Source organism: Candidatus Koribacter versatilis Ellin345 (assembly GCF_000014005.1).
Lineage (GTDB): Bacteria > Acidobacteriota > Terriglobia > Terriglobales > Acidobacteriaceae > Korobacter > Korobacter versatilis_A.
In genome coordinates, this window is record NC_008009.1 from 1,660,033 (window position 1) to 1,685,169 (window position 25,137).

At 58.2% G+C, this 25,137-nt stretch carries 21 protein-coding genes; 10 read left to right on the forward strand and 11 right to left on the reverse strand.

The annotated features are described in order from the left end of the window. Positions 1-2 precede the first annotated feature (2 nt). Positions 3-311, reverse strand: a complete 309-nt coding sequence (locus ACID345_RS07040) for a cupin domain-containing protein (RefSeq protein ID WP_228370745.1) — start codon at positions 309-311, stop codon at positions 3-5. Positions 312-490: 179 nt separating this feature from the next. Next, complete coding sequence (locus tag ACID345_RS07045) at positions 491-1,519, reverse strand: SPFH domain-containing protein (RefSeq protein ID WP_011522173.1); 1,029 nt, start codon at positions 1,517-1,519, stop codon at positions 491-493. A 236-nt stretch (positions 1,520-1,755) separates the two neighbouring features. Between ACID345_RS07045 and ACID345_RS25220 the strand changes: the two genes are divergently transcribed. From ACID345_RS25220 to ACID345_RS07075, 6 genes are all read left to right on the forward strand, one after another. Continuing rightward, positions 1,756-2,211, forward strand: a complete 456-nt coding sequence (locus ACID345_RS25220; protein WP_011522174.1) for a DUF4870 domain-containing protein — start codon at positions 1,756-1,758, stop codon at positions 2,209-2,211. A 149-nt stretch (positions 2,212-2,360) separates the two neighbouring features. Beyond that, positions 2,361-3,773: a polysaccharide deacetylase family protein gene (locus ACID345_RS07055; protein WP_011522175.1), complete on the forward strand. Its 1,413-nt coding sequence runs from the start codon at positions 2,361-2,363 to the stop codon at positions 3,771-3,773. Positions 3,774-3,797: 24 nt separating this feature from the next. Beyond that, positions 3,798-4,061 (forward strand): acyl carrier protein, encoded by a 264-nt coding sequence (locus tag ACID345_RS07060; protein ID WP_011522176.1) that lies wholly within the window; start codon positions 3,798-3,800, stop codon positions 4,059-4,061. After that, the gene (locus ACID345_RS25225; RefSeq protein WP_049761773.1) at positions 4,061-5,356 is read left to right on the forward strand and encodes a class I adenylate-forming enzyme family protein; all 1,296 of its coding nucleotides are present in this window, start codon (positions 4,061-4,063) and stop codon (positions 5,354-5,356) included. The genes ACID345_RS07060 and ACID345_RS25225 overlap by 1 nt, the downstream gene beginning before the upstream one ends. Beyond that, positions 5,357-6,094, forward strand: a complete 738-nt coding sequence (locus tag ACID345_RS07070) for an SDR family NAD(P)-dependent oxidoreductase (protein WP_011522178.1) — start codon at positions 5,357-5,359, stop codon at positions 6,092-6,094. A 1-nt stretch (position 6,095) separates the two neighbouring features. Next, the gene (locus tag ACID345_RS07075) at positions 6,096-7,124 is read left to right on the forward strand and encodes a hypothetical protein (protein WP_011522179.1); all 1,029 of its coding nucleotides are present in this window, start codon (positions 6,096-6,098) and stop codon (positions 7,122-7,124) included. 29 nt (positions 7,125-7,153) lie between these two features. On the opposite strand, the gene ACID345_RS07080 is transcribed toward ACID345_RS07075, so the two are convergent. From ACID345_RS07080 to ACID345_RS07115, 7 genes are all read right to left on the reverse strand, one after another. Continuing rightward, positions 7,154-8,104, reverse strand: coding sequence for a SphA family protein (locus ACID345_RS07080; protein WP_228370746.1), 951 nt, complete (start codon positions 8,102-8,104; stop codon positions 7,154-7,156). Positions 8,105-8,133: 29 nt separating this feature from the next. Further along, entirely contained in the window at positions 8,134-9,000 is an 867-nt protein-coding gene (locus ACID345_RS07085) for a bile acid:sodium symporter family protein (protein WP_228370747.1), read from the reverse strand. A gap of 37 nt (positions 9,001-9,037) precedes the next feature. Then, positions 9,038-10,096, reverse strand: a complete 1,059-nt coding sequence (locus ACID345_RS07090) for a hypothetical protein (protein WP_011522182.1) — start codon at positions 10,094-10,096, stop codon at positions 9,038-9,040. Between the two features lie 25 nt (positions 10,097-10,121). After that, positions 10,122-11,465, reverse strand: a complete 1,344-nt coding sequence (locus tag ACID345_RS07095; RefSeq protein ID WP_011522183.1) for a Dyp-type peroxidase — start codon at positions 11,463-11,465, stop codon at positions 10,122-10,124. A gap of 33 nt (positions 11,466-11,498) precedes the next feature. Continuing rightward, positions 11,499-12,110 carry a hypothetical protein gene (locus ACID345_RS07100; protein WP_011522184.1) on the reverse strand — a complete coding sequence of 204 codons (612 nt, stop codon included), beginning with the start codon at positions 12,108-12,110 and terminating at the stop codon, positions 11,499-11,501. Between the two features lie 286 nt (positions 12,111-12,396). Further along, positions 12,397-13,887 carry an aldehyde dehydrogenase family protein gene (locus ACID345_RS07110; RefSeq protein ID WP_011522185.1) on the reverse strand — a complete coding sequence of 497 codons (1,491 nt, stop codon included), beginning with the start codon at positions 13,885-13,887 and terminating at the stop codon, positions 12,397-12,399. Between the two features lie 110 nt (positions 13,888-13,997). Then, entirely contained in the window at positions 13,998-14,492 is a 495-nt protein-coding gene (locus tag ACID345_RS07115) for a hypothetical protein (RefSeq protein WP_041855522.1), read from the reverse strand. A gap of 182 nt (positions 14,493-14,674) precedes the next feature. Between ACID345_RS07115 and ACID345_RS07120 the strand changes: the two genes are divergently transcribed. Genes ACID345_RS07120 through ACID345_RS07135 form a run of 4 tightly spaced genes read left to right on the forward strand, consistent with a single transcriptional unit; the run spans position 14,675 to position 18,554 of the window. Next, positions 14,675-15,454: a hypothetical protein gene (locus tag ACID345_RS07120; protein ID WP_011522187.1), complete on the forward strand. Its 780-nt coding sequence runs from the start codon at positions 14,675-14,677 to the stop codon at positions 15,452-15,454. After that, positions 15,454-17,265, forward strand: a complete 1,812-nt coding sequence (locus tag ACID345_RS07125) for a fumarate reductase/succinate dehydrogenase flavoprotein subunit (RefSeq protein ID WP_041855523.1) — start codon at positions 15,454-15,456, stop codon at positions 17,263-17,265. The genes ACID345_RS07120 and ACID345_RS07125 overlap by 1 nt, the downstream gene beginning before the upstream one ends. After that, positions 17,265-18,014 carry a succinate dehydrogenase/fumarate reductase iron-sulfur subunit gene (locus tag ACID345_RS07130; RefSeq protein ID WP_011522189.1) on the forward strand — a complete coding sequence of 250 codons (750 nt, stop codon included), beginning with the start codon at positions 17,265-17,267 and terminating at the stop codon, positions 18,012-18,014. Before ACID345_RS07125 ends, ACID345_RS07130 begins: the two co-directional genes overlap by 1 nt. A 9-nt stretch (positions 18,015-18,023) precedes the next feature. Beyond that, the gene (locus ACID345_RS07135; protein ID WP_011522190.1) at positions 18,024-18,554 is read left to right on the forward strand and encodes a hypothetical protein; all 531 of its coding nucleotides are present in this window, start codon (positions 18,024-18,026) and stop codon (positions 18,552-18,554) included. Between the two features lie 105 nt (positions 18,555-18,659). Here the strand turns inward: ACID345_RS07135 and ACID345_RS07140 are convergent, their stop codons facing one another. Further along, the gene (locus ACID345_RS07140; RefSeq protein ID WP_011522191.1) at positions 18,660-23,132 is read right to left on the reverse strand and encodes an FG-GAP-like repeat-containing protein; all 4,473 of its coding nucleotides are present in this window, start codon (positions 23,130-23,132) and stop codon (positions 18,660-18,662) included. 513 nt (positions 23,133-23,645) lie between these two features. Then, entirely contained in the window at positions 23,646-25,037 is a 1,392-nt protein-coding gene (locus tag ACID345_RS07145; RefSeq protein ID WP_011522192.1) for a sigma-54-dependent transcriptional regulator, read from the reverse strand. Between the last annotated feature and the right edge of the window lie 100 nt (positions 25,038-25,137).

Consider the following 25,137-nt stretch of genomic DNA (forward strand, 5'->3'; position numbering starts at 1 on the left):
CTCTACTTGCGCAGGTATGCGTCGTCTTTATTGATCCAGTCATAGCGCGGCGGCGTGAAGATGTCGAACTCCACCGTATCTTCCTCGGCCACCGCCTTATGCGGCATGTTGGGTGGGATGGTCAGCACCTCGCCCGGGTGCACCGTGATCTGTTTCCCGTCGAGATAAAACGTTAACGATCCCGAGACGGTGTAGGAGATCTGCGACGCCACGTGATGGTGCTCCGGCACCACGCAGCCCTTCTTCAGCAGCACGCGCGCGAAGGTGACATCCGCGGTATGAATGCACTGCCGCGAAAGCAGCGGGTTCATCACTTCAAGTTCAACGGAATCCCAGGCAAGATGATTCAGCATGTCGAGAAGGGTAACAAAAAAATCCGCGGAGGGTGTCTCCGCGGACTCTGAAGATTTGTATCAGGGCAGCGCTTCAGCGCTGCCGAAATACACCCTGTTTAATTCGGGGCTTTAGCCCCTGCTCATGCTCTCGGCTGCTATCCCTGCTTTTGCCCGCACTCCGGACAGAACCCCGCTGACCGCGGAATCGACTTCCCGCAACTCATGCAAAACTTCGTCGCACTCGCCGTCGCTGCTCCGCCCGCCGGAGCGCCACCCGTAGGTGCTCCCCCGCCTGTCGGCGCGCCGCCCTGCGGCGGAGGATTCATTCCGCCTTGCACCGCTCCCGCAATCGCCTGTCCCATGGCAATGCCCGCGCCCAGTCCAGCGCCAATGCCCGCACCGCCACCTTCGTTGGCCGCTGCAATCGGGATCGACTGCGCTGCCTGGAACTGCGTGTACTGCTGCAGATTGCCGACCATATTCATCTCAATCCGCTGGTCGAGCACCTTCTGCAACTCATCGGGCAGCGATACGTTCTCGACAACAAAGCTGTCCAGCGTCAGGCCGTAGCCGGTAAACGTCGGCCCAACTTTCTCCGATATCTTCTGCGCCAGCATCGTCTGGTTGGCCGCAAGATCGAGGAAGGGAACCTGGCTGTTGGCGAACGCATCAGTCATCATCGCGATGATCGTGTTCCGCAGCTGGCCTTCGAGCTCCGCCGCGGTGTAAGTCTCGCGCGTGCCGCTAATCTTCTGGTAGAAGGTCTTTGGGTCGCTGATGTGGTACGCGTAAATACCAAAGCCGCGCATCCGGATCATCCCAAAATCCTTATCGCGGATGGTGATCGGGTTCGGCGTCCCCCAGTGCTGGTCAGTCTGCTGCCGCGTCGAGTAGAAGTACACGTCCGACTTAAACGGCGACTGGAACGCCTTGTCCCAGTTCATGATGTACGTCAGAAGCGGCAGGGTATTAGTGTTCAGCGTGTAAAGGCCGGGGTTGAACTGGTCGGCGATCTTGCCTTCGTTTACGAACAGCGCCATCTGCGAGTCGCGCACCGTGAGCTTGCCGCCATTCTGGATCTCGCGGTCCTGCATCGGGTAGCGATAGGCGAGGATCCCGTCCTCGGGCTCGGTCCAGTCAATTACATCAATGAACTGCTTCTTGAGAAAGCTTCCTAGCGTCACGTGTGTGGCTCCTGTTCGCGTACAGCTTCAGGCAGAGATGTTAGGTCGGTTTTGGGTTGGGTGTCAACGCCGGAAGCCGCATAAATATTGGTTGCAATGCAGATATTGCAGCTCTGCGATATTACAGGCTTGCAATTTTGACTTGTAATTCTGTGGGTGCCCCACCATTCCCCGAAAGGGAGGGTGGGAGGCGAGCATTATGTACTCCTGCGAAGATTCGCGCTACAGTACCCGCAATGGACAGCCAACTTCCGCCCGCCACCGTAGATCTCTACGTTCCTTCTCCGGACGAACGCACCATGGCAACGCTCGCGCACGCGCTGCAAATGCTTGGCGGATGGATTGCCCCCCTCATCATCTTCTTCACCAAGCGCGAATCGAAGTTTGTCTCATTCCACGCGCTCCAGGTGCTGCTCTTCCAAATGTTCTATCTCGCCGCGGTGATGGTCTTCGGGGCAATTTTCTTCGTCGTGATGTTCGCAAGCATATTCGGAACCGTGGCTGCCCAAGGCCATTCGTCGCAACCGCCGTTCGCATTGTTCGTCATCTTCCCGTTCTTCTGGCTCGCGATGATGGCCGGTGGCGTCCTTACCCTGATCATGGCCATCGTCTACGCGCTTAAGGCCAACCGCGGCGAATGGGCCGAGATCCCGGTAGTAGGGAAGTGGGCGAAGCACATCCTCCACATCTGAGATTTCGGACCCCAATTTAGCCGCCAACAACCCACAACTCCATCCGTTTTCCAAGTCACATCACCCCGACAATTCTCATTTCGGGAATCGCGTCTTCCTGCGTGCTGTTTCGGAGCATTCCGATGTACCTCGCCCAATAGAATCAACAGATGTTCCCGCCGAAAATATCTTCAGGCCTGCGAGTCCACGGCCTTTACGAGTTGTTTCGGCGAGCCGGCGTCACCGCGCACGATTGGGCCGAATGCGAAGTGACCACTGGACCGGAATGTCTCGCGGTGCGACTCGGTTGGGCGCGCCAGAAGCGCATCGAATTCCCAATTTTCCCCGCCAAAAGCGCATGCGACAGGACGGTCCGTCTCGGCTGGATGTTTCCACCCGATGATCGCGTGCACCGACTGGTTCCCGATTTCATATTGCCGCACCATCCCGAACCGGTCCCGCAAGGCTGCCTCTTCGACCTCGTTTCCGACCATGTAATCCGTTGCAAAACCGACCTTCCCACCATTGCTATCGCCGTGCTCGCGCGCCTTGAGGAGACCGCGTCCAACGAGCGCGACCCGCATGGGCGATTTCCGGCAAACGCCAGTGTCGCGTTTCGCGAAGGATTTCTCGGCCGCGCCATTGTCGATGAGTACGGTTTGGGTCTCCGCCAGGCGTTAGAAGTCCTCTCGCCAGAATGGAGCCCGCAGCCCCGCGAATTCGCGCTCAAGCTGTCACACGACATCGACCGCATCGGTATCCCGTTCCACTTTCGAACCGCTTTAAAGGAGACACTCCGAAGCCGTCGTCCGCAGGACACCGCCTTGTCCCTGTTGAGCGCTTTTGCGCTGGTGGATCCTCCCGCGCTTCGATCGGTGGACCGCATCATCCAGATCTCGAAAGAACAGAATTTGAGTTCCGCAGTTTACTGGATGGCCAGCACGCCTTCCGAGTACGATTCCGGCTATTCGATTTCCGACCGCCGCGTCCGGCAGCATTTCTTGCATTTCCTGGCCGAGCACGTCGAGATGGGATATCACGCCAGTTACTTCGCCTTTGGCAACCCCGAGTTGCTTCGAGCAGAATCCGAGAGTCTGCGATCGGCGATTCAGACCGATGCGATCGGTGGCCGCCATCACTATTTAAGGTGGCTCCCATCGTGTTGGGGAGATTGGGAAAAGGCTGGGCTGAAGTACGACAGTTCGGTAGGTTATGCTGACTGCATCGGCTTCCGTGCTGGTACTTGCATCCCTTATCGGCCGTGGAATTTCGCCGAGGACCGGCCCTACGACCTTCTTGAAATTCCGCTGCTTGTCATGGAGTGCTCGCTGATCGCAAAGCAGTACATGGGCTTGGGAAGAGGGGAGGCTGTTGCGCGGGTGAGGGAACTTGCGGAGCGTTGCCGCCTTACGGGCGGGGAGTTCACTCTGCTCTGCCACAACGACATGCTTTTCGACCCCGAGGTCGGCGAAGACTTCTATCTCTCGCTCGTGAAGGCGATCGGCACCCGCGAAAAATACGACTGGGCTGAAGACTTAAGGACGCAGCGGCAGCAGTGCGCGCATCCCGCAATGGCGCACTAATACAAGGAGAACCAGGGATTTTAAATGGCCAATTATTTTGACGAGTTGTCGGAGACCATCCGCGCCATCATCCGCGAACGCGGAGATGTGCCCAGCGAACTTGCGCCTACTACACCGATCCTCGAATGCGGACTCGATTCGCTCGATATCGCTTCCCTCGTCGCCCGTCTCGAGGAGCGTTATGGCGTCGATCCTTTCTCCGATGACTCCCTCAACGAAGTGCCGCAGAACCTCGGCCAGATGGCTGCACTTTACGAGCAAACCGTCAGCCGCCAGCATCCGCAGTGATGTCCGAACTCAGTCTCGAATCGCAACCCTCGACTATTCGCGTCGTTCATGCCGGAGTCGAATATTCCTCGCCCGCATTGCGGGACCTCTCCGCAGCGCTGGATGCGTCGCTAGGCGTTCCGCCCGGTAGGGTAGCGTTTGCTATGGCGGACGGCCCGCTCTATGTTGCAGCGTTGTTGTGGGCGCACCAGCGAAACGTCAGGATTGCGATTCTGCCCGGAGAACTTGGCGTTGCCGGTCTTCCGCACGCGTCTGAACTGAACTGCACCCAACTGGTGGTCACGGTGCCTCCCGATGCTGCAAGGTTCCAGGCGCATGCAGTAGAGCCGTTGAACGGTCCCGTCGCTGCCGACGAAGCCCATCCGGTTTGGCTCTGCACCTCAGGCACCACGGGGAAGCCGAAGCCAGTCGGATATTCATGGCAACGTCTGTTGGCGAGCGTTAAAGTTTCCGATGGCTTGCACGAGGCCCGCTGGATGAGCCTCTATCCTTTGTCCAGGTTCGCAGGATGCAACACCTTGTTGCACGCTGCGTGCAACGGATCCACCCTCATCATTCCCGATTCATACTCGCCGCAAGCGCTCAGCGCCGCGATTCAGCAGTACAAACCAACTCACCTCTCCGGTACGCCGACTCTCTGGAAGGCGCTGCTGATGCGCTTAGATCGCGGCGAGTGGACCCATTCCATCCAACAAGTCACGGCCGGCGGAGAGTGCGTTGACCAAGCCACTCTGAACCTGCTCCACTTCTGGTTTCCGCACGCGCGCGTAACCCATGTCTATGCGACTACCGAATCGGGCGTCTGCACCGTCGTATCGGATGGACTCGCAGGCTTCCCATCCGCGTGGCTCCACGATCCATCGCGACGCGTAGAGTTGTCTGTGCGCGAGGGCGTGCTCTGGGTGCGTCGCCAAAGCGGCGAAAGTTCCGAACCGTGGACGAACTCCGGCGATCAGGTCGAACGCCGAGGCGACCGCATGTACTTCCTCGGTCGCCAAACCGAAATCCTGAACGTTGGTGGCGCAAAGGTCGCGCCGGCCATCGTCGAACAGTGCATTAGCGAAGTTCCGGGTGTGCTGCAGGTGCATGTATTCGGGAAACCAAGTTCTTTAGCGGGCACGTTGGTCTGCGCTGAAGTCGCGGCGGAAGCCTCTCGTGATTTAGACGCGCTGAGGGTGACGATCATGCAGGCATGCCGTGCAACGTTGCCTGCCTACGCTGTTCCGCGCAAAATTGAATTCGTCGAAGAACTCGCCGTGAGCTCTTCGGGAAAGCTGATCCGAGGGACTCTATAAATGGAAAGACGCGCCGTAATCGTCTCCGGCGGAAGCAAGGGCCTCGGTCTGGGCATCGTTCGCGCATGCCTGAAAGAGGGATACAACGTCTGCACCTTCAGCCGCAGCCAAACCAAAGAGATCACGGCCCTGCTCAAGGAATACCCCGACAACCTGCATTATCTTGTCGCCGACCAGAAGGACCCCGGCTCCGCTGCGGCGGTGGTTAAGGCCGCACGCCAGCGCTTCCATCACATCCATGCGCTCGTGAACAACGCTGCTGTTGGCTACGATGGCTTGTTGGCGATCATGCCGCCGCATCGCATCGAAGAGTTGATCCAGATCAATGTCACCTCTTCGCTTCTGCTCACCCGCGAATGTGTCCGTGAGTTCTTGCGTTTGCCACGCACCGAACCCAAGACCATCGTCTCCATCTCGTCGATTGTGAGTCTTACGGGATACCGCGGCCTGAGCGCTTATGCTGCCACCAAGTCCGCAATGATCGGAATGACAAAAAGTCTCGCACGAGAAATTGCTCCGGCAAACGTCACCGTAAACGCCGTGTTGCCCGGATTTCTTGAGACCGAAATGACCGGCTCGCTCGGCGAAGCGCAAAGAGCCTCGGTCCTTCGCCGGGTTCCGCTCGGAAGAATGGGCACGACCGAAGATGTTCTCCCGATGGTCCTGTTCCTCATGGGCGAAGGTGCACGGTTCATCACCGGACAAACCTTTGTCGTCGATGGCGGATCATCCTGCTGATATGAGTATCCGACTGCTCACCAAGCAAGACGCCGAGGTGTACGCCGAGTTCCGCCGGTCACTTTGGCCGGTGCACATCGGCGCAGGCAGTTGGGATGTCGTTCTCGTGAAGTACTTCGACAACCCGCATGTCGCAGCGTGTCCCGGCAGCGGACTCTATGGAAATTTCTCCGGAAATACCATGACCGGATGCATGGGCGCCTATCCCATGCCGATAACCCTCAACGGCAGTCTGTATCCTGGGCACATGCTGGTGGATTGGGCTGTGCTTCCGCGTCTGCAACTCACCCCGGCAGCCGGCAAGTTGTTTGCTCATCTCTTGGCTCTGCCCGGACGAAAATTCGGCAGCATCGGGACCACCCATTCGCAAACCCCAATCTCGCGTCGAGCGACGAAAATCGAGAGCGTCAACGCGATCTGTGTCGTCAGTCCAGCGGCGGCGCTGGCCGCGCTCGGCGGACTGATGTCCTCCAGCCTGCCCGCTCCCCTCCATTTGCAATCCCTGCCACTCGTTCCGGGAACAGAGGTCTGCCCTCCCGACGCAATCGTTCCGCAGATGCCGCTAGACACAGCGAATCACGCCTTCGTGCAGCGTGCTGGAGATTTCTGGCAGGTTTACTGCGCGGCAAGAAACTCCAATGGGTCGGTCCCGCTGCGCCTGAAAACGCCGCATGGTGAAGCGACCCTAGTCGTTTCCATTACGCAAGCCGGCCGATACCGGTTCGCATCCATGCTCACGCTGTCGCTCCAGCCCCAGACCGCCGAATCTGCACGTGCCTGCGGAAAACTCTTCCGCAAACTCCTCCTCGCCCTGAACGTCTCAGTGCTCGCCGATACCGTGGTGGACGACTTGCGCGCCGAATTCCTAAAAGCCGCGTCTCTCAAGGTCCGCACCACCCCGTCGCACTGGTGGGCGATTCGCAAGCCCGACGACACCTTTGCCGCGGCCGATGTGCGCTGGTGGCTTACGAATGCGGAACGCGATTCTCACTGGAACCTGCGCGAGCAGATGTCGCCTTACGTAAAGTAACCTGAGCGAAAACCGCAAACAGGTCGCTCCTAAAACGTTATCGCCCCGGAAATCTGCAGCGTGTATCCCTGGTAAGTAGACTCGCAGCTGAATTCGCGAAAATACTTGAGGCCGACGCTCACTTTCCGGTCAGGCAGGATTACGTTGGCTGCCGGTCCCAGGGCATTCACTTTGTAGCGCAGCGCCGCCTGCTGCGAGGTGATGGCCGGCCCGTTCTTGTCGGTAGTTTGCCACTGTCCATAGCCAGCGACCGCAAGCTGAAGCCGCAGCTTCTCTTGCAACCGGAAAGTGTGGGCCAGCGAGTAGTCGAGATTGAGCGTCTGCCCAGGATGGACACTTGTACCCTCCTGCGTGCCATGAAATTCATACATTTCAAACGCAGAGAGCGCGGTAGATCTGTCTTCAGTCAGGTAGATCGTCTGTCCTCCCGCAGCCACGGAGGTCCAATAACCAGAGCCAACGTTCGTATTGGTGCCTGCACTAAATCTTCCCGTCGGCGCCAGGAACCCATAGATCACCTTGAAATCAGCGCGATGCTTGCGCCAACTGAGGATGAGCGGTTGATAGTAGCTGTCGGCAAATCCGCCGCCCCCGCTGATGGACCCGTTGATATCGGAAGTGAGAGAGTTGTTCGCGAAGGGAAGCGTTGCGGACGCGGAGAAAATCGCTCCACCCAACGGACCTATTTCCTTCTTGCTGACCCAGACAAACGTATTCAGGTCCATCAATATGGAATTCTGCCCGGTGGCCACGACATTGCCACCAGCATCCTTCTCCTCGTCGCGCGAGAAGAAGACAAACAGATTCGAGTAGGTAAGGCCGGCTTCCGGCGTCACTCCAGAGTTCGTAGCGTTCATCCCGACAGGGTAGACACCTCTCACCTGCGCCTGCACGCGATTGCAATCAAGGAAGGTTGAGAACGCGCCGAGAAGAACGACGGCAAAGATCCGCAAGATCAAGGCTGATGGGTCACGTTTCACTATCTCTGTTCTTCCAGTCGCCGGTTGCACTACGAAGCTGCGGCCTTCGACGCTCGCGGCTCCGCGTTCCGGCTTCCCAGCACTCGCGTCAGTGGTATCAGAATCAGTAGCCCGACAATCGCAACTACCACCACCATCACGACCACTCTTTCATCGTCGAAGTTACTGCCGCCAACCACCAGGGCCGCTGCAATATTGCGTTGGCCGGTTCCCAATGACAGCACGCCCTTCGTCCCCTCGCCCGGGCCCCCGAGCAGCCACCCGATCGCCGCCCCACCGGCAACAAAGAGAATGCTGGCGAGAATGCCGCGCGTACCGAACAACGAGATCACATTCTTCATGTTCGTGATCAAAAGCAGGATGATGAGCAAACTCAGGGTCACGCTGGAAGTAAGGTTAAGCGGACCACGCACGCGATCCGCGATGCCTTCAAGACGGGACTTCACCGCCAGCCCAACTCCCAGCGGCAGCAACATCAGGAGAAAGAGCGAGCGCGCGATTTTCATGGGATCGACCGAAACACCTTTCAGCAGCATCGGCAAAACCAGCGGCAGGTACGCCACGGTCAAGACCATAAGAAGCACCATGAGCCCAACTGAAAAGGCGAGGTCCCCCTTCGCGATGCCCGCCAGCTTTGGCAAGAATGGGGCGCCGGCCGCTGCTCCCAACAGAACCAACCCGACAGCGAGTGGCTGATCAAGCGCCAGCAGTTTTGCGATGGCCACCGCCGCTAATGGCACCAACACAAAATTCGCGAGCAACGAGAGGCACACCAATCTTGCATTGCGCAATGGAGCGACAATCTGCGAGACGGTCAGGCTCACACCCACCGCAAGCATGCTGGAAACAACAAAGGTGAGCATTACAGCGGGTATCGCTTTGCTCAGTAGCTCCACATTACCTTCTTTGTACTAGTTCGCTTTGCCGCCGCGACTAAGCAATAGCGTGCGTTTTATTTCCGTCTGCCCGGCTCGCCATTGGCATCGTGGCCAGGTTCTTCCAGAAGGTCAGCAGTGAATCCACCCCACCAAAGAGCGTTGTGAAGATCGTGGAGTCCGCCAGCAGAATGTTTCCCGCGCGCTCCCCATTCGGAGGCATCCATAGGAAAGAGTTGAACTCCGTGTTGCCCGCCGCAGTGAAAGGATGCGGTCGCTCGAGATCGATTGCTTGGCGCGTCAGCACGTGGATCGGCGCGGCGTAGTCGCTGGTCAGTGCGTAGTGCGGGAGGTGAGGATGAAAGTTGAAAGTTGTGACACCCTTCAGCAGATTATGTTTGTCTAAATCTCGATTGATCGTGAGCGGTGCGATTTGTCGCGTGCCCTTCACCACCGCCGGACGCAATCCAAATTGATTGATGACCGGCACTCCCAGTGCCTTCATCAGCGAACGCGTGTACTGGCCGAAACGTTGCTGGCGAGGAACAAGCGCATCCCCGTGGTGAAGATATTCCATCTGCCGCTGGTTCGGGTCTTCGGCAAATCCCACATCATGGTGGGGGCCGATCATCAAGCACGTTCCTTCTCGCTTCAGCCACTCGCGCAGCGCCGCGATTTCCTCGGGGGCTGCTTCCTGCTCCGAAACCAGGTGGTCGAGGCCAAACACCATCAATGTATCGGTGTCCGCCAGAATACGTTCGTCGATCGGAAGCTTGTACCCCGCCTGGTCGATTCGCTGAAATACTGCCACCGGATGCTCGGTCACTTCTCCTACGACGCTCTGAAACGAGAGGGTTGAACGGTGGAACAATTCCAGCGTTCCCGCAATGCCTTGCAGGAAATGCATCTCATCCCAATCCGTTCCCTCATACGCAGGCCACGCTACTCTGCGCACCTCGGTCATGGTCGAGAACCGGTTGTCTAGCTCAGCAGGATTCCTGTTCGTTTCCCAGGGATAGCTCCAGGTCCAGTAGATAGAGACTCTTCTTTTGCCCGTGTACTTGCGAGGAGCATGATTCTGGTTGTAAGTCCTTGGCGGCTGAAGTACGGGGCTCATAAGTCTCTACCTTCCTAAGTTGCAGTCATTGGCTATCGTTCAGGGATGTCAGATATCGGAGTGCCTTGATCCCAGGCAGGAAGAAGTAGGCCCCTCCGCGTATCGTCGTGAAGGCCGGCAGACCTTTGATCTTTTTTCGGATCGGGCGCTTGGGTATCGTCATGTCAAACGTCCCGTCCTGAGTGCCTAAAAACGGATCGCGCTCATTGCCTAGCTCGTGGAAGGTTGGATCGTTCGCCCACACGTTCATCGCAAATTCAAATTGGCGGACCAGGCTCGCGCAACCAACGAACGCCGCGATCCCTCGCTCAACTCCGTCGTCCGCTGCACCCTCTGGCAGGGGAGGACCATACGTTCCCCCGCGCCGGATCATCTTCCGACGGTTCATATTCACCGCGGTATCACGCGGGTTCATGCGGCGAATGTGAGAACCAAGCGGACAGCCATAGCCGTGGGGATCCTGGGTCGCATAGGCAAAATCATTACTCCGCTGCAAATCAGCGCCAAGGACGGGATCGTCTTTGTCCGGTGTCACGACCAGCGGAGCGCCGCTTCGCCACCGTCCCATGAGCTTGGCGGCTACCAGTTCCTGTTGTTCGGGTGTCTCACCATGCTGCTTGAGGAAATCGCGAAATGCACCCACATGCTCTTCCATCCTGAGATAGGCGGCATAACTACCATTCCGAGAAAGAACTTCAGGCTGCGGCATTCCGACGGCGGGACCGTCTTCATCGGGATAACCCAGGAAGAACTCGCCTGCTTTCAGAGGCTGGCCCGACCCAGGAGTAGGCACCACTCCTGTTCCCTCAATCACTGGTTGCGAGAGTCGATCACGATAGCCAAAGTGTTCGTGAGCATGATCAAACGGCGGAATCGCTTCCAGATCCAATGACGATAGAAGTTCCACTCCGTCGCATTGCGCAAGATATCGCGCGTGCTCCGCCCGACAGCGCTCTCGCTCCGCAACGTCACGCGCAAACAGCACGATGATGGCATGTAATTCTCCGCTTGCCAGTCCTCCAACCCAGTGGTCTGGGTGGTTCGCACCGGTTGTACCGAGAACTTGCGCCCGTCCTGCCATTCCCTGGCGAAACTCTTCCGGAAAAGTGCCTAAAGAATCTTCCGATAATCCAAGTGCGCGCAATCCGTTCCACGTAAACCCGATACTCACCCATCGCGCATCAAGGGTGGTGTGGGCCGCCACCGCTGCAGCAGTTCCTACCTTATCCAGCAATCCCGCCAGCCACGCACGTCCCGCCGCGCCTTTCCGAAATGTCAGGAATTCGTAGCGAGCTGCCAGCGCCGGTGGCCGCGCAATAAGGAAATGCTGGATGTCTTCGAAATCGAGACGAGCAGGATCTGCACTCAACGGGTTCTCCTGGTTCGAACTGACCACACTCCGCTATTGCATCAGGTCGAGCATGCCTGTAAATGCTGCCTTGAGTTTCAGCGCCTTCTTGATCTCGTCAGAACTAACGTATGGATACTCGCCATACTCCAGGAAGCTGGGGCATTGGTGTTCACGGAAGAAGTTGATGACTGCGTTCACATTCGTCTTCCAGTCCTCTGGCCACCCCTCAAGATTTACGAAAACCGTCGTGATCCCCGTCTTCACGAAGAGAGCGACTGCGTCTTCGATATACTTGTCGAAATCCGTATCGAAGATGCCTTGGTACATGAAGTGCAGCCCCGATCCAACGTCAAACAAAACCCAGCGCAGGTAGTGGAGCTTCAACGGAGCCAGTACGCTTGGATCTCCCTTAACCGCCGCTTCAATACTGTGCCCGTAGTCGCGAATCGCCTGCTCTCTGCCGGGTTTCACCTTGGCAACCACCGAAAAGCCGTAACACGATGGAGTCTGCGGGAATATTGGCCCGTATCTTCCTTGTTCGACCTTGAAGTACCCCTCCTTCGGGAGCGCCATTGCTTGCGGCTGGGTCCAATCGCCCTTAGTTGGGGCTTCCGGAGTGTGGGCTTTCGAGGCATCGGTTTTGGGCGTGGCGGATGTTGCCATAGGACTCTCCTCTCACTACGTGAGGCGTTTGAGATCGCATCAACAAAGGAAGCGATGATTTCTGGCGTGCATTACAAAGACGAGCATCTGAGGCGATGGATCGCGAGCGTGCCTTCCCCACCGTTGTTGCGGAGGCTAAAGAACAATGTGTGCCGTGGGAACTGGCAGTTCTCGCAGTGCCGAGTGGTTCGTTCGTGTCGATCTGCCTGAATGACTTGGGACGAACGCGCAAAAGCGAACCGCCGGCCTTCGCGAGAAGAGCCGGCGGCATCTTGATATTCAGCGTTTAGTTTTCCAGGCGCACACAGACCGCTTTGGTCTCGGTGTAGAGCTCGAGTGCGTCGTGCCCCATCTCGCGTCCCCAGCCCGATTGCTTATAACCCCCAAACGGCAGCGCGGCGTCGAACACGTTGTAACAATTCACCCACACTGTGCCGGCGCGCAGCTTTGCCGCCAGTGAATGCGCCTTGTTAATGTCGCGCGTCCACACCGCTGCCGCGAGACCGTAGCTCGACGCATTGGCTGAGTTCAACACCTCGTCCACGCTGTTGAACGGGATCGCCGTGACCACGGGTCCGAAGATCTCTTCGCAAACGACTTTCATCGTCGGCTTCACATCCACCAGCACCGTTGGCTCCACGAAGTAGCCCGGCCCCGTCTGTTTCTTCCCGCCAACCAGGGGTTTTGCTCCTTGTTGCACCCCAGATTCGAGATACCCGCACACGCGATCGAGTTGCTCCTGCGAAACCAGCGGACCCATGTTGGTTGCCGGATCAAGCCCAGATCCCAAGCGAATGTTCTTTGCGGCTTCGGCCACACCCTCCACCACTTTGTCGAACTGGCTCTTGTGTACGAACAGCCGTGAGCCCGCGCAGCAGCACTGGCCGTGATTGAAAAAGATCGCGTTCGCGCTGCCTGATATCGCAATGTCCAGGTCCGCATCAGCGAGCACGATATTCGGCGACTTGCCGCCCAGTTCGAGAGAGACTTTTTTCAGGTTGCCTGCGGCAGCCTGCACAATCAATTTGCCGACTTCTGTCGATCCGGTGAACGCAATCTTGTCGACGTCCGGATGGGCGGCCAGCGCAGCGCCGGCAGTTTCGCCGAAGCCCGGCACAACGTTCACCACGCCATCGGGGAAGCCTGCTTCCATGATCAGTTCGCCCAGGCGCAGCGCGGAGAGAGGTGTCTGTTCCGCCGGCTTCAACACCACCGTGCACCCAACCGCCAGCGCCGGACCCAGTTTCCACGCGGCCATCAGCAGCGGAAAGTTCCAGGGAATGATCTGGCCGATTACGCCCACCGGTTCGCGATAGGTATAAGCATGGAACTGCGGGCCCAGCGGAATCGTGTTGCCTTCCACCTTCGTCGCCCAGCCAGCCATGTAACGGAAAAGGTCTACCGCGAGCGGAACGTCGGCCACCCGCGCCACCGACAGCGGCTTCCCATTGTCGAGCGATTCCAACTCGGCGAACTCTTCCAGGTGCTGCTCGAGCAGGTCCGCGAGTTTCCACAAAAGACGTCCCCGTTGCGACGGCGACATTTTCGACCACGGTCCGCTCTCAAATGCCTTCCGCGCCGCGGCGACGGCGAGATCAATGTCGGCACGATCGCCTTCGGCAACTCGCGCCAGTACTTCGCCAGTCGCCGGATTCAGGGTCTCAAAGAATTTACCCGACGCACTATCGATCCAGTTCCCGCCGATCAGCATCTTTCGCGGCTTTGTGATGAATTGGCTGACGTTGCTGTTCAGTTCTACGGCCGACACGACTGACATATTGCACCTCACTCCGGAATCTGGGTTGCCTGCGCAGGCAATCGATGGAAGGCAGCAATAATACACCCGCTGATGGATGCCCGTGCCATATCGCTCGCCGATAAGATTATCTAGGCAAGGCCTTGCCGCAGATATCCAGCCACGTCGCTTACGAAGCGATGCACTGACACCTCCGCGATGCGGTATCCGACGATCGCGTTCATGGTCTTGCCCACGGCGCCGAACGGGGGCTCGTAAACTCCGAAAAAATCCAGCTGCGTTTCTGTCGCAGTCAGCGGGTATGCGGAAAGGGTGCCGTTCATCAGCGGAAATAGTCCCGGCATGCTTGCCGCTTCCCATTCGAGCAGCAATCGCACGCTGGGCGTTGAGTTGGCGTCCCCGGCTTCTTCCTGGATCTCTTTGACGGAAATATGGATGTCGGTCTTTACGCCAATACCGCCAAAATCGACGTGCAGTTCAGCCGCCACTGACTGCGCGCGGGAAGCCGCTGCTTTCGTGGCCGACTGAAAAATCGCTAGCGCGTTCGCCCTCAAGGCATCGCGTACGCTCGCGTAGGGACGGTTCACATAGTCGTAACTGCGAATCTCACGTCCAGTGCTCATCATTCCACCCAGCCCGACCTCCAGCCTTCAGACCGGTGGTCGCGAAAACTGTACCATAGCCCACTCCTCCTGAAGTTCGATTGCGCGGGAGTTTCCCTGTATTATGGCTACCGCTCAAATGCAACGCGACCAGGCTCGTCGTGGATGGCCGATGCCCGGGTCGCACGCACGCGTGGGGAGGCGTGATGTCTCAGATTGACGTGCCGTTGGTGCGCGGAGGTTTTGGACAAACTCAGCGCGCCGACAATTGGTGGTTCCAGCCACTCGTTGTCTTTCTTGGGTTGTCGACATTCATCGTTTACTCGACTTGGGCCGCGTTGCAAGGGAACCATTTCACCTACGGGCCATACCTATCGCCGTTTTATTCGCCCATCTTGTTCGGCCCCGAGCACCAGGCTTGGTTTGGAGTGAGCCCAACCTGGATACCCGCCTGGGTCACCGGCGCCATGCTGATTCTGTGGGCTCCCGGCGGATTTCGCTTCACCTGCTATTACTATCGCGGCGCCTATTACAAGTCTTTCTGGGCCGATCCGCCTTCCTGCACTGTGGGTGAACCGCGCAAGACATATCTCGGCGAACGAACGTTCCCGCTGATCATTCAGAATATCCACCGCTATTTTCTTTATCTCGCTCTCATCTTTCTCGTAATCCTCGCCCGCGACGTGTGGGATGCGCTCTGGTTCAACGGCCACTTCGGCATCGGCGTGGGCACACTTGTGTTGCTCGCGAACCTCGTGCTGCTGAGCTCCTACACCTTCGGATGTCATTCTTTGCGCCACATCGTCGGTGGGTTTCGCGATCGGCTGGCAGGTGCGCCGGTTCGCAAGCGCGCCTATGACTGCGTGAGCTGCCTGAATCGCAGACACATGTTGTTCGCCTGGTGCAGTCTCTTCACGGTCGGATTTTCCGATCTGTATATCCGGATGTGCTCCATGGGGATCTGGACGGATTGGAGGATCCTCTAGTGAGCGAGTACATCACGCATGAGCACGATGTCCTGATCATCGGAGCCGGGGGCGCCGGTCTGCGCGCCGCCGTTGAAGTATCAGCCGCGGGCGCAAAGGTCGCGGTCATTTCGAAATCGCTTCTCGGCAAGGCCCACACCGTCATGGCCGAAGGCGGCGTCGCTGCTGCGATGGGCAACGTAGACGACCGCGACAGTTGGCGCGTTCACTTTGCCGACACCATGCGCGGCGGCCAATATCTGAACAATTGGCGCATGGCAGAACTGCACGCCAGGGAAGCTCCCGAGCGCGTGCGGGAACTAGAAGCCTGGGGCGCGCTCTTCGATCGCACCAGCGACGGTCGCATCCTCCAGCGAAACTTCGGAGGCCATCGCTATCCTCGGCTCGCCCATGTCGGCGACCGCACCGGCCTCGAGATGATCCGCACGCTTCAGGACCACGGAATCCACCTCGGGCTTGACGTCTTCATGGAGCACACCGTCGTCACGCTCCTGAAGGACGGCGCACGCATTGCCGGGGCGTTTGGATACGATCGCGAGCGCGGCCGCTTCCACCTGTTTCGCGCTAAGGCCGTAGTGCTGGCGACGGGAGGAATCGGGCGCGCCTTCAAGATCACCAGCAATAGTTGGGAATATACGGGCGACGGACATTCGCTCGCCTACCATGCCGGTGCATCGCTCATGGACATGGAATTCGTCCAATTCCATCCCACGGGAATGATCTGGCCGCCCAGCGTGCGCGGGATTCTCGTCACGGAAGGAGTTCGCGGCGAGGGCGGAGTGCTGCGCAATCGCGACGGCGAACGGTTCATGTTCAAAGACATCCCGCCGCTCTACGCCGCTCAAACCGCCGACACCCCAGAAGAAGGCTGGCGCTACACGCAAGGCGACAAGAATGCGCGGCGTCCACCCGAGCTGCTCACCCGTGACCACGTGGCCCGCTGTATCCGGCGTGAAGTTCGAGAGGGAAGAGGCAGCCCCCACGGTGGCGTGTTCCTCGACATCGCGTGGATCAAGGAGAAGCTCCCGCACGCGCCGGAGCATATAAAGAAGAAGCTGCCCAGCATGTATCACCAGTTCAAGCAGCTTGCCGACATCGACATTACCCAGGAGCCCATGGAAGTCGGTCCCACCACGCACTACATGATGGGTGGCGTCAAGGTGGACGCCGATTCCCAAATGTCAGACGTCCCCGGGCTGTATGCGGCGGGCGAATGTGCGGCCGGCTTGCATGGCGCCAACCGGCTGGGCGGGAATTCGCTCTCCGATTTATTAGTGTTCGGCAAGCGCGCCGGCGAGCACGCCGCAACCTATTCGAAGCAGAACTCGCTGGGTGCAATCAGTCCGGAGCAACTCGCATCCACGGAAAAATGGGCGCTCGCGGCCTTCGAACGCAAAGCCTCCGAGAACCCCTACTCCGTGCAACATACCTTGCAGGACGTGATGCAGGACCTGGTAGGAATCGTGCGCCATGAAGCGGAGATGCAGCAAGCTCTCGAACGCATTCGAGAGCTGAAAGCCGCCAGCCAACGTGTCGGGGTTGACGGTCACCGCGAATACAACGCCGGTTGGCACACCGCTCTCGATTTGCAGAACCTGTTGACCGTGTCGGAAATGGTCGCCCGGTCCGCGCTGGAGCGTAAAGAGAGTCGCGGCGCGCACTTCCGCGATGATTTCCCCGAGAAGGAAAAGGAATACGCTGGGTTCAACATCGTGGTGCGAATGGGCGCCGGCGGAGAAATGCAACTCACGCGCGAGCCGATCCCGCCCATGCGCGAGGAACTGAAACAAATCATCGAGGAGATGAAGTAATGGCGACCGCTACCTTTCGAATATGGCGCGGCGAAAAAGGCCAGGGCCAATTCCAGGATTACACGACGGAAGTCTCCGCAGGCATGGTGGTCCTCGACGCCGTGCATCAAATTCAAGCGGAGCAGGCCGGCGATATGGCGGTACGCTGGAACTGCAAAGCTGGTAAATGCGGCTCGTGCTCGGCCGAGATCAACGGCATGCCGAAGCTGATGTGCATGACGCGCCTGAACACGATCCCGCTCGATAAGCCCGTAACCGTTGAACCCATGAAGGCGTTCCCGCACATGAGGGACCTCGTCACCGACGTTTCCTGGAATTACGAGGTCAAAAAGCGCATCCCGAAATTCCAGCCGCGTAAGCCCGACGCTCCCGATGGCACCTGGCGCATCGCCCCCGAAGATGTCGACCGCGTCCAGGAATTCCGAAAATGTATCGAGTGCTTTCTCTGCCAGGATGTCTGCCACGTTCTGCGCGACCACCACATGCACGACCAATTCATCGGGCCGCGATTCCTGGTATACACCGCAGCACTTGAAATGCATCCCTTAGATGTAGGAGATCGCGCCGAACTGTTGCGCAAGGACTTCGGCGTGGGCCTCTGCAACATCACTAAGTGCTGTACGAAAGTTTGTCCTGAAAACATCACCATCACTGACAACGCGATCATCCCGCTCAAAGAACGCGTGGTCGATCGCTTCTTCGATCCGCTGTCGAAGCTTTTCCGCATGTTCAGCAATTCGAAGACCTAGGAGGCACCCATGCATTTCGAATTGAAGCCCATTTCTGCGCAAGGTATTCCTGAAGCTCTGGCAAAGGTCGAGCGCTACCGGCTGTTGAATGAACCCAGCCTGGCGGAAAGCATTTGCCTCGACATCCTGGCCATCGTGCCTGACCACCAGGAGGCCCTGATCTCTCTGCTCCTGGCGCGGACCGACCAATTCGATTCTCACGCGAACGTGAAACGCGCCCGCGAGGTCCTCGCACAAATTCAAGGCGGTTACGAGCAAGCCTACTACGAGGGCATCATCTGGGAACGTTTGGGCAATGCGCGCATTCATCACGGCGGTAATGCCTCCGGCCCATCCGCCTATCACGCGCTGCGCGGAGCAATGGACCAATACGAGAAGGCCATGAAACTTGCGCCATCTGGAAACGACGATGCCATTCTCCGCTGGAACACCTGCGCGCGCCTGATCATGCAGAATCCCCAGATCCATCCCGATCCTGAAACCGAGCCAGAAGAGATGTGGCAACACGACGAAGCCGGCTCCAGAATCGCCGACGCGTAGCATCAGACGCTGCGACATCAGCGCATGAGTTACGTCGCATAAGAATGACCGCGATTTCGAAATGCGGGGGCGGCCGCCCCTCGGTCTCAGCGCATTTCCCGCAACTTATTTTTGAGGCGCCGCTGGTACCGCCGTTAGTCCGACCCCAGCGGACGTTCCTTGCCGATAATTCGTATCGCCCGGGAAATACCCCTTGATCTGATGTGTTCCGGTACCCGTGACGATTACGTTGTTTGCGGTGGCAGTGGCGTTGCGCCCCCAATAGTTCAAGAAGACGGAGAGCCGTTCAGGGCCTGTCCCGGCGCCCTGGTAATTCACCACTGCGATATCAGGCTTGCCGTCACCATTCATGTCGGTGAGCGCAGTGAAGATGGAATTGCCCCCCGCATTAATGGTTTGTTGAGGCTGGAACGTGCCGTTGCCATTTCCCAAAAGGATGGAAACGGTGCCGTGGTAGTTGTCATTGGTCACGATCAGGTCGGGCTTCCCATCCTGGTTCAAGTCCGCGATCGTGACGTGCTCAGGATTCAAGCCGACGGCGTAGGGCACCGCCGTCTGGAAGGTACCGTCGCCATTTCCGAGGGAGACGGAAACGGTGTTCGCAATGGAATCCGTGACGACGAGGTCGGCATGGCCATCGCCATTGAGATCGGCGGTGGCGACCCATCCGGCACCGTTGCCCACCGCGAGACTCTGCGGCCGCGAGTAAGTGCCGTCCCCATTTCCGAATAGGACGCAGCCGGGTTGCGGAGAAGATGGGTTGGCTACAGGAACAAGGACGAGATCAGGCACACCGTCTTCATTGAAGTCGTTGCTGGCGATCGAATTCTGGTAAGGCGTCCCGCAGAGACCTGCATCCACTGGGGCACTGCCGGTGATGAACGTACCATCGCCATTGCCCAATAGAATTAGGATCGGCGACGTAGCGCCGCCGATGAGCACCAGATCGGGTTTGCCATCGCCGTTTACATCGGCCGAAATCATCTGCGACGTCCCGCCAGGCAGATTGGTGGTCAGTGGCGATTGAAAGGTTCCATCACCGTTCCCGAGGAAGACTGCAAGTTTGCCGTAGCGATTGGTTACAGCAACATCGATGTTTCCGTCGCCGTTCAAGTCAGCAACAACGAGTGGATGATTACGGAAATCGGGGCCAGAAAGAGTTACGAGTGGCAAGCTCGGTTTCACGGTGAAGGTTCCATCGCCATTGCCGAGGAGGACCCAGAGGTTGTTGTCCCACCCACTGATGGCCATATCAGGAATGCCGTCGTGGTTGAAGTCGCCAAACGCCATGGTGTCGGGGTTAGTCCCGATGGTGGGCTGGAAAACATTCTTCAGGGTGAGTGCAGGCGCCGAAGCGGCGACGAGAGAGCCGGTCGCGACCACCGCGTTGCTATTGCTTGCGTCAAGGAAAGAGACGGAGCCAGCGGGCGCCGCGGGTGTGCTCGAGTTCATGAGGCCGTCCAGCGTCACCGAAAGATCGTAGCTTCCGGAAAGTGTACCTGTGGAGGCCGTGATCCATAACATAGCGGCCCCGGTCTTCCAGCTTTGGTGGAACACGACCACCGACGAAGAAGACGAGGCGTAATTGCGCTGGCCAACAAAAGCGGCTTGAAGGTTGTGAACGCCAAAGCCGAGACGCGTGGTCAATTGCGCCGTGCCGTTCGACAGAAGCTGGGCGATCCCGAGAAACGCGTTCCCACTACAGGATGCATTGATCGACGCGTCGCAGAACTTAACTTGTCCGGGAGAGAGCGGGGCACTCGATGCCGTGACGGTTGCACTCAGAACCACGGTTGCAGGCGTGCTCAACCGAGGCGGCGAAACATGCAGCACGGTAGTCGTGGAGGCTGGCGGGTTTACGGTGACCGAAACGGTATTAGAGGTTCGATTACCGTAATTAGCATCGCCGGGGTAAGAAGCGGTAAGCGAATCGGTGCCGGCTACGAGCGCAGCGGTTGATAGGGTCGCCACTCCTGAACTCAGCGCGGAGCTGCCGAGGATATTTCCGTTGCTAAAAAATGTAATTCTCTCTCCGTCTGTGCCGGAGCTTGGAGAGATGGTTGCGGTAAGGGTCACGAGATGACCGTGATCCACCGGTTTTGGATTAGCACCGAGGGTAAGGGCGGGTGCAGTCCCTAACACGGTTTCCGAAACAGTACTGGAGCTTTCGATGTCGTGGGTGGTATCGCCGGGGTAAGCAGCCCACAGCGAGTGGTCGCCGACCCCGAGGGCGGAGGTAGATAGGGTGGCGACACCAGAAGCCAGCGTGGCGGTTCCAATGAAAATTCTCGCGGAGAAAGAGGGGGAAACCTGTTCGTAGAAGGAGATCTGTTCGCCATCCGTGCCAGCGCTTGGGGTGAGGGTTGCCTTGAGGGAGACAGGGCTCCCGTAGGACGCAGGGTTGGGCCTGGCGCCTAAGCTCAGTGTCGTCTCGATTCCGCGCACCGTCTCGTCGACGGGATCGGAGACGGAACTGGAGTAGTTCACGTTGCCCGCGTAAGAGGCAGTGAGCAAATTAAGACCGGCCGCGAGTGTGGAGGTGGAAAGGGTGGCGACGCCAGAGCTCAGCGTTGCCGTGCCCAAGTGACTTCCGTTCGTGAAGAATGAGATGATCTCGCCGTCTGTACCGGAATTCGGCGTTAGGGTTGCTGTGAGGGTGACTGTGCCACCGTAAGGCACGGGTTCGGGATAAAGACTCATGTTTAAGGTTGTTGCGCCAATACCCACGAGAGGCAACAGACGAGAAACACCCGCGGAGTAGTTGGCATCTCCCGGGTACGAGGCCTGCAGTACGTGGACTCCGGATGCCAAGAGGCTGGTGACATCGAAGCTCACGGTCGCGGAGGCGGCGTCCGAGGCATTCAGCATGATACTTGCTTGCGGGGGTAGTGGTTTCAGGGTGTTCGACGCGGGGTTAGAGGTGCTGGCGATGTCGGGCTTGCCGTCGCCATTCAGGTCTGCCACATTGAGGCCATAGTTCAAAGAAGGAAGCGTGATTTGCGGAAGGAATGTACCGTCGCCTTTCCCGAGCAGGACCGAGAGGGTGGAGTCGTAGGAATTTAGAATTACCAGGTCAGGTATGTGATCTCCATTGAAGTCGGTGGTGGCAATCTTAAGTCCTACCTGACCTATGCCGTAGCTCGCCGGCGTTTTGAACGTACCATCTCCCTTGCTGAGCAGTACGTGCACAACCTGTTCGTCGGCTCCGATAACCGCAATATCCGGGACACCGTCCCCGTCGAAATCTCCGGCGACGATTGGTGATTCCACTTCGGAGGCTGTGGTAACGGTTACGCTGTAGGGCGTTTGGAAGGTACCGTCGCCATTGCCGATGAACACCCAGATCAGGTTTGAGCACTCGTCATCGTTCATCACCAAATCGACGTTGCCATCGCCGTTGAGATCGCCGCCAACCAGGTAGTGTTCGCTGACGCCGCTGCAGGAACCGGTGAAGTTGTAACGGACCGGGGTATGGAAGGTGCCGTCGCCATTGCCAATGAGGACGACCATGATGGAGTTCGCGAGATTGCCTGAGGTGGCGGCGGCGATATCAAGGTTGCCATCATGATTGAAGTCGCCGGCCACGAGCCGAAGTGGATGGGGGTCGCCGTCGTCTCCATGGTGTTCCACTTCCACGTAGACTGGCGCGTTCAGCGTGCCGTCGCCATTTCCAGGGAATATCCAGATAAGAGTCCCACCGTCAGAGCCAACGGCGACATCGGGGATGCCATCGTTATTGAAATCCGCTACCAGAAGTCCCTGGGCATCCTTGTCAATAGCATAGGAAGCCAGCGGAGGTTGAAAGGTTCCATCTCCATTTCCGAGCCAGATCGAGAGATGGCCTGTGACGTTATACGCAGAATTCACCAAGATCAGATCGGGTATCCCGTCGCCGTTGAGATCGGTGAACAGCGTCTCTCGCGGATTATTGCCGTCGTGATCATCGAATAGAGTTTGCGATGGAAAGAAACTGACAGTCCCATCTCCGAGGCTGCCGGCAGTGAGAGATCCTGTTCCGACAACCGCATTGCCATGGCTCGTGTCGAGGAGCGTGACGGTTCCGCTGGGAGAGGTGGTAACAGTGGATGGCGGAAAACCTGCGACCGTCGCGGATACCGACGTTGAGCCACTAACCCAGGATAACGTGGTGAGGGTTGGAGATTTTCCACCCGAGACGGTGAGGGAGGAAGTACTCGAGGCGGAGGCGGAGTAGGTAAGGGTCCCGTCAAACTTCGCCTGAATGGAGTGTGTCGCTACACCGAGGCGTAGCTTGATGCTCGCAGAACCGTCGGAGAGTAATTGTGCCGTGCCGAGCAAAGCACCGTCCAGACAATGAGAATTCACCGAGGTATCACAGAACCGCACGGTGCCCGGGAGCACCGCGGTAGAACCCGCTTTGACCAGCGCATTGAGTGCGACAACAGTGCCCGGCGTAACACTCGATACAGAAGAGCCACCACTGGTGATCGTCAGCGTCGTGGTGGTCGAGGTGCCGGCTATCGCGATTGGCGGAACGAAAAGAAGAACGCTGGCAAGCAGGAGAGGAACGGCAAGCAAACGAATGCGAGAGTTCTTCACGGTACCCTCAGTTCTCGCCGACAGAAGAAAACCACGGGCGCAGGATGGCTTCCGCAGTCAGCAAATCGAGCAATAGAACGAGGACAAGTTTGGCGGCATCCTACGTTTGCTCGCGAAACGAGTCAATGACCAAGTGGAATGGATCGCCCACAATGCGCGTAAAAGTTGGCAGTCAGCACAGAAGTGTGGGTTCGGTGCGCGAAGATTTCGCGGATGCCGGACGCTATTTACTTTCTGCTAAACAAAATCTTCCAATTTCCCTGTACCACCTTTGCGGTAGATTTGCGCGCAATTCGCAAATTAGAAGAATTTCCGCGCTCAGGATCACTTTTTATGGGGTTCTGGGAAAAAAATCACGGTGCAAAATCGGCGACTTTTCAACCGCGTCCGGACCGGGTATTTGTAAATACCCGCCAAATAAGCACTTAAAAAAAGTTGTTAACCAACTTCTAACTTCGGGTTTTACGGGGAGTTTTCCTGGTTTCTTCCCGGTAACTTCGTATGCAGAGTCCGCTAGAGCTCGTACTTTTTCATCAAATGCCGGAACGAGCGATACGAAAGCTTGAGCAAATCAGCGGCTTTCGTCTGCACACCATTCGCCTGCTTCAGCGCCTGCTGCAAGAGCGAGCGCTCGATGTTCGCAACGTACGCTTCCATATCGATTCCATCGGCGTTGATCGCAACCTGCCCGTTGCCGCTGAAACCCGCGACAGCAGCGGCTGCTGCAGGTTTGTTCTTCTGCCGCTCCGTGGGAATTTCGACGTGTAGTACGTCGCTCATCTCCAGCGCAACCGCGCGCTCGATGGTGTTCTCAAGTTGCCGCACATTGCCCGGCCAATCGTACTCGCGCAAATCGCCGAGCGATTCCACACGGATGGCGCGAATGCTTTTGCCCGCGGCCGGCGCGTATTTCTTGAGGAAATGGTTCGCGAGCAATTCAATATCATCCACCCGTTCCCGCAGCGGTGGCACCTGCACTGGAATCACGCTGAGTCTGTAGTAGAGATCTTCGCGAAACACGCCGTCGGCAACCTGTGCGTCGAGGTTCTTGTTCGTCGCGGCGATCACGCGCACATCCACTGGAATCTCGCTGGTGCCGCCAACCGGACGAATGCAGCGCTCCTGCAACACGCGTAGCAGTTTCACCTGCATGGTGAGCGTCATCTCGCTGATTTCATCGAGGAAAATCGTGCCGCCGGTAGAGACTTCGAAGAGGCCGCGCTTGTTCTGCACCGCGCCGGTGAACGCGCCCTTGACGTAGCCGAAGAGTTCGCTTTCGAGCAGCGTTTCTGGAAACGCGCCGCAGTTGATCGAGGTGAACGGTTCGCCCGCGCGCGGCGAACACGTATGCACTGCGCGTGCAACGAGCTCTTTGCCGGTGCCGCTCTCGCCGTGGATGAGCACCGTTGATCCAGTAGATGCGACCATGCGGATGGTGTTCTTGAGCTTGCCCATCGCGGGGCTGGTGCCCACGATGTTGTCGAGCGAATTGCGGCCCGCGGCGTCGCGCTTGTACGCGAGGTTCTGGCGCTTCAGGGATCCGCGCTCAACGGCGTTGCCGATCGCCACACGAATATCGTCAATGAGCGATGGGCTCTTGCGAATGTAGTCGGCAGCGCCTCCGGCCTTCACGGCGGCGACGGCGGCCTCGATGTCATCAACGGCGGTGATGAGCACCACGGCGGTGTCGGGCGAAATCTGGTGGGCGTGGCGTAGGACTTCGATGCCGTTGGTTTGCGGCATGCGGATATCGGTGACGACGACGTCGAAGAGAGCGGAGTCGAGTTTACGCTTGGCCGCTTCGCCGCTGGTCACGGTTTCCACCTTGTGACCTTCCTTGCGGAGGGCGATCTCCAGCATTTCGCAGATCGAACGTTCGTCGTCGCAGACAAGTATGTTGCTCATTGGAATGATCCTACTTGAGTCCGCAAGATTGCGTGAACGATAGGGGTCCTTCGACTCCGCGCGCTTTGCGATCTCCGCTCAGGATGACAGAACCTGAAAT

Bases quoted from the DNA above. Each gene is read 5' to 3' on its own strand.
- ACID345_RS07135 (WP_011522190.1), top strand. From the start codon at position 18,024: ATGCATTTCGAATTGAAGCCCATTTCTGCGCAAGGTATTCCTGAAGCT.
- ACID345_RS07090 (WP_011522182.1), bottom strand. From the start codon at position 10,096: ATGAGCCCCGTACTTCAGCCGCCAAGGACTTACAACCAGAATCATGCT.
- ACID345_RS07060 (WP_011522176.1), top strand. From the start codon at position 3,798: ATGGCCAATTATTTTGACGAGTTGTCGGAGACCATCCGCGCCATCATC.
- ACID345_RS07040 (WP_228370745.1), bottom strand. From the start codon at position 311: ATGAACCCGCTGCTTTCGCGGCAGTGCATTCATACCGCGGATGTCACC.
- ACID345_RS07075 (WP_011522179.1), top strand. From the start codon at position 6,096: ATGAGTATCCGACTGCTCACCAAGCAAGACGCCGAGGTGTACGCCGAG.
- ACID345_RS25225 (WP_049761773.1), top strand. From the start codon at position 4,061: ATGTCCGAACTCAGTCTCGAATCGCAACCCTCGACTATTCGCGTCGTT.
- ACID345_RS07055 (WP_011522175.1), top strand. From the start codon at position 2,361: ATGTTCCCGCCGAAAATATCTTCAGGCCTGCGAGTCCACGGCCTTTAC.
- ACID345_RS25220 (WP_011522174.1), top strand. From the start codon at position 1,756: ATGGACAGCCAACTTCCGCCCGCCACCGTAGATCTCTACGTTCCTTCT.
- ACID345_RS07120 (WP_011522187.1), top strand. From the start codon at position 14,675: ATGTCTCAGATTGACGTGCCGTTGGTGCGCGGAGGTTTTGGACAAACT.
- ACID345_RS07070 (WP_011522178.1), top strand. From the start codon at position 5,357: ATGGAAAGACGCGCCGTAATCGTCTCCGGCGGAAGCAAGGGCCTCGGT.
- ACID345_RS07145 (WP_011522192.1), bottom strand. From the start codon at position 25,037: ATGAGCAACATACTTGTCTGCGACGACGAACGTTCGATCTGCGAAATG.
- ACID345_RS07130 (WP_011522189.1), top strand. From the start codon at position 17,265: ATGGCGACCGCTACCTTTCGAATATGGCGCGGCGAAAAAGGCCAGGGC.
- ACID345_RS07110 (WP_011522185.1), bottom strand. From the start codon at position 13,887: ATGTCAGTCGTGTCGGCCGTAGAACTGAACAGCAACGTCAGCCAATTC.
- ACID345_RS07115 (WP_041855522.1), bottom strand. From the start codon at position 14,492: ATGATGAGCACTGGACGTGAGATTCGCAGTTACGACTATGTGAACCGT.
- ACID345_RS07100 (WP_011522184.1), bottom strand. From the start codon at position 12,110: ATGGCAACATCCGCCACGCCCAAAACCGATGCCTCGAAAGCCCACACT.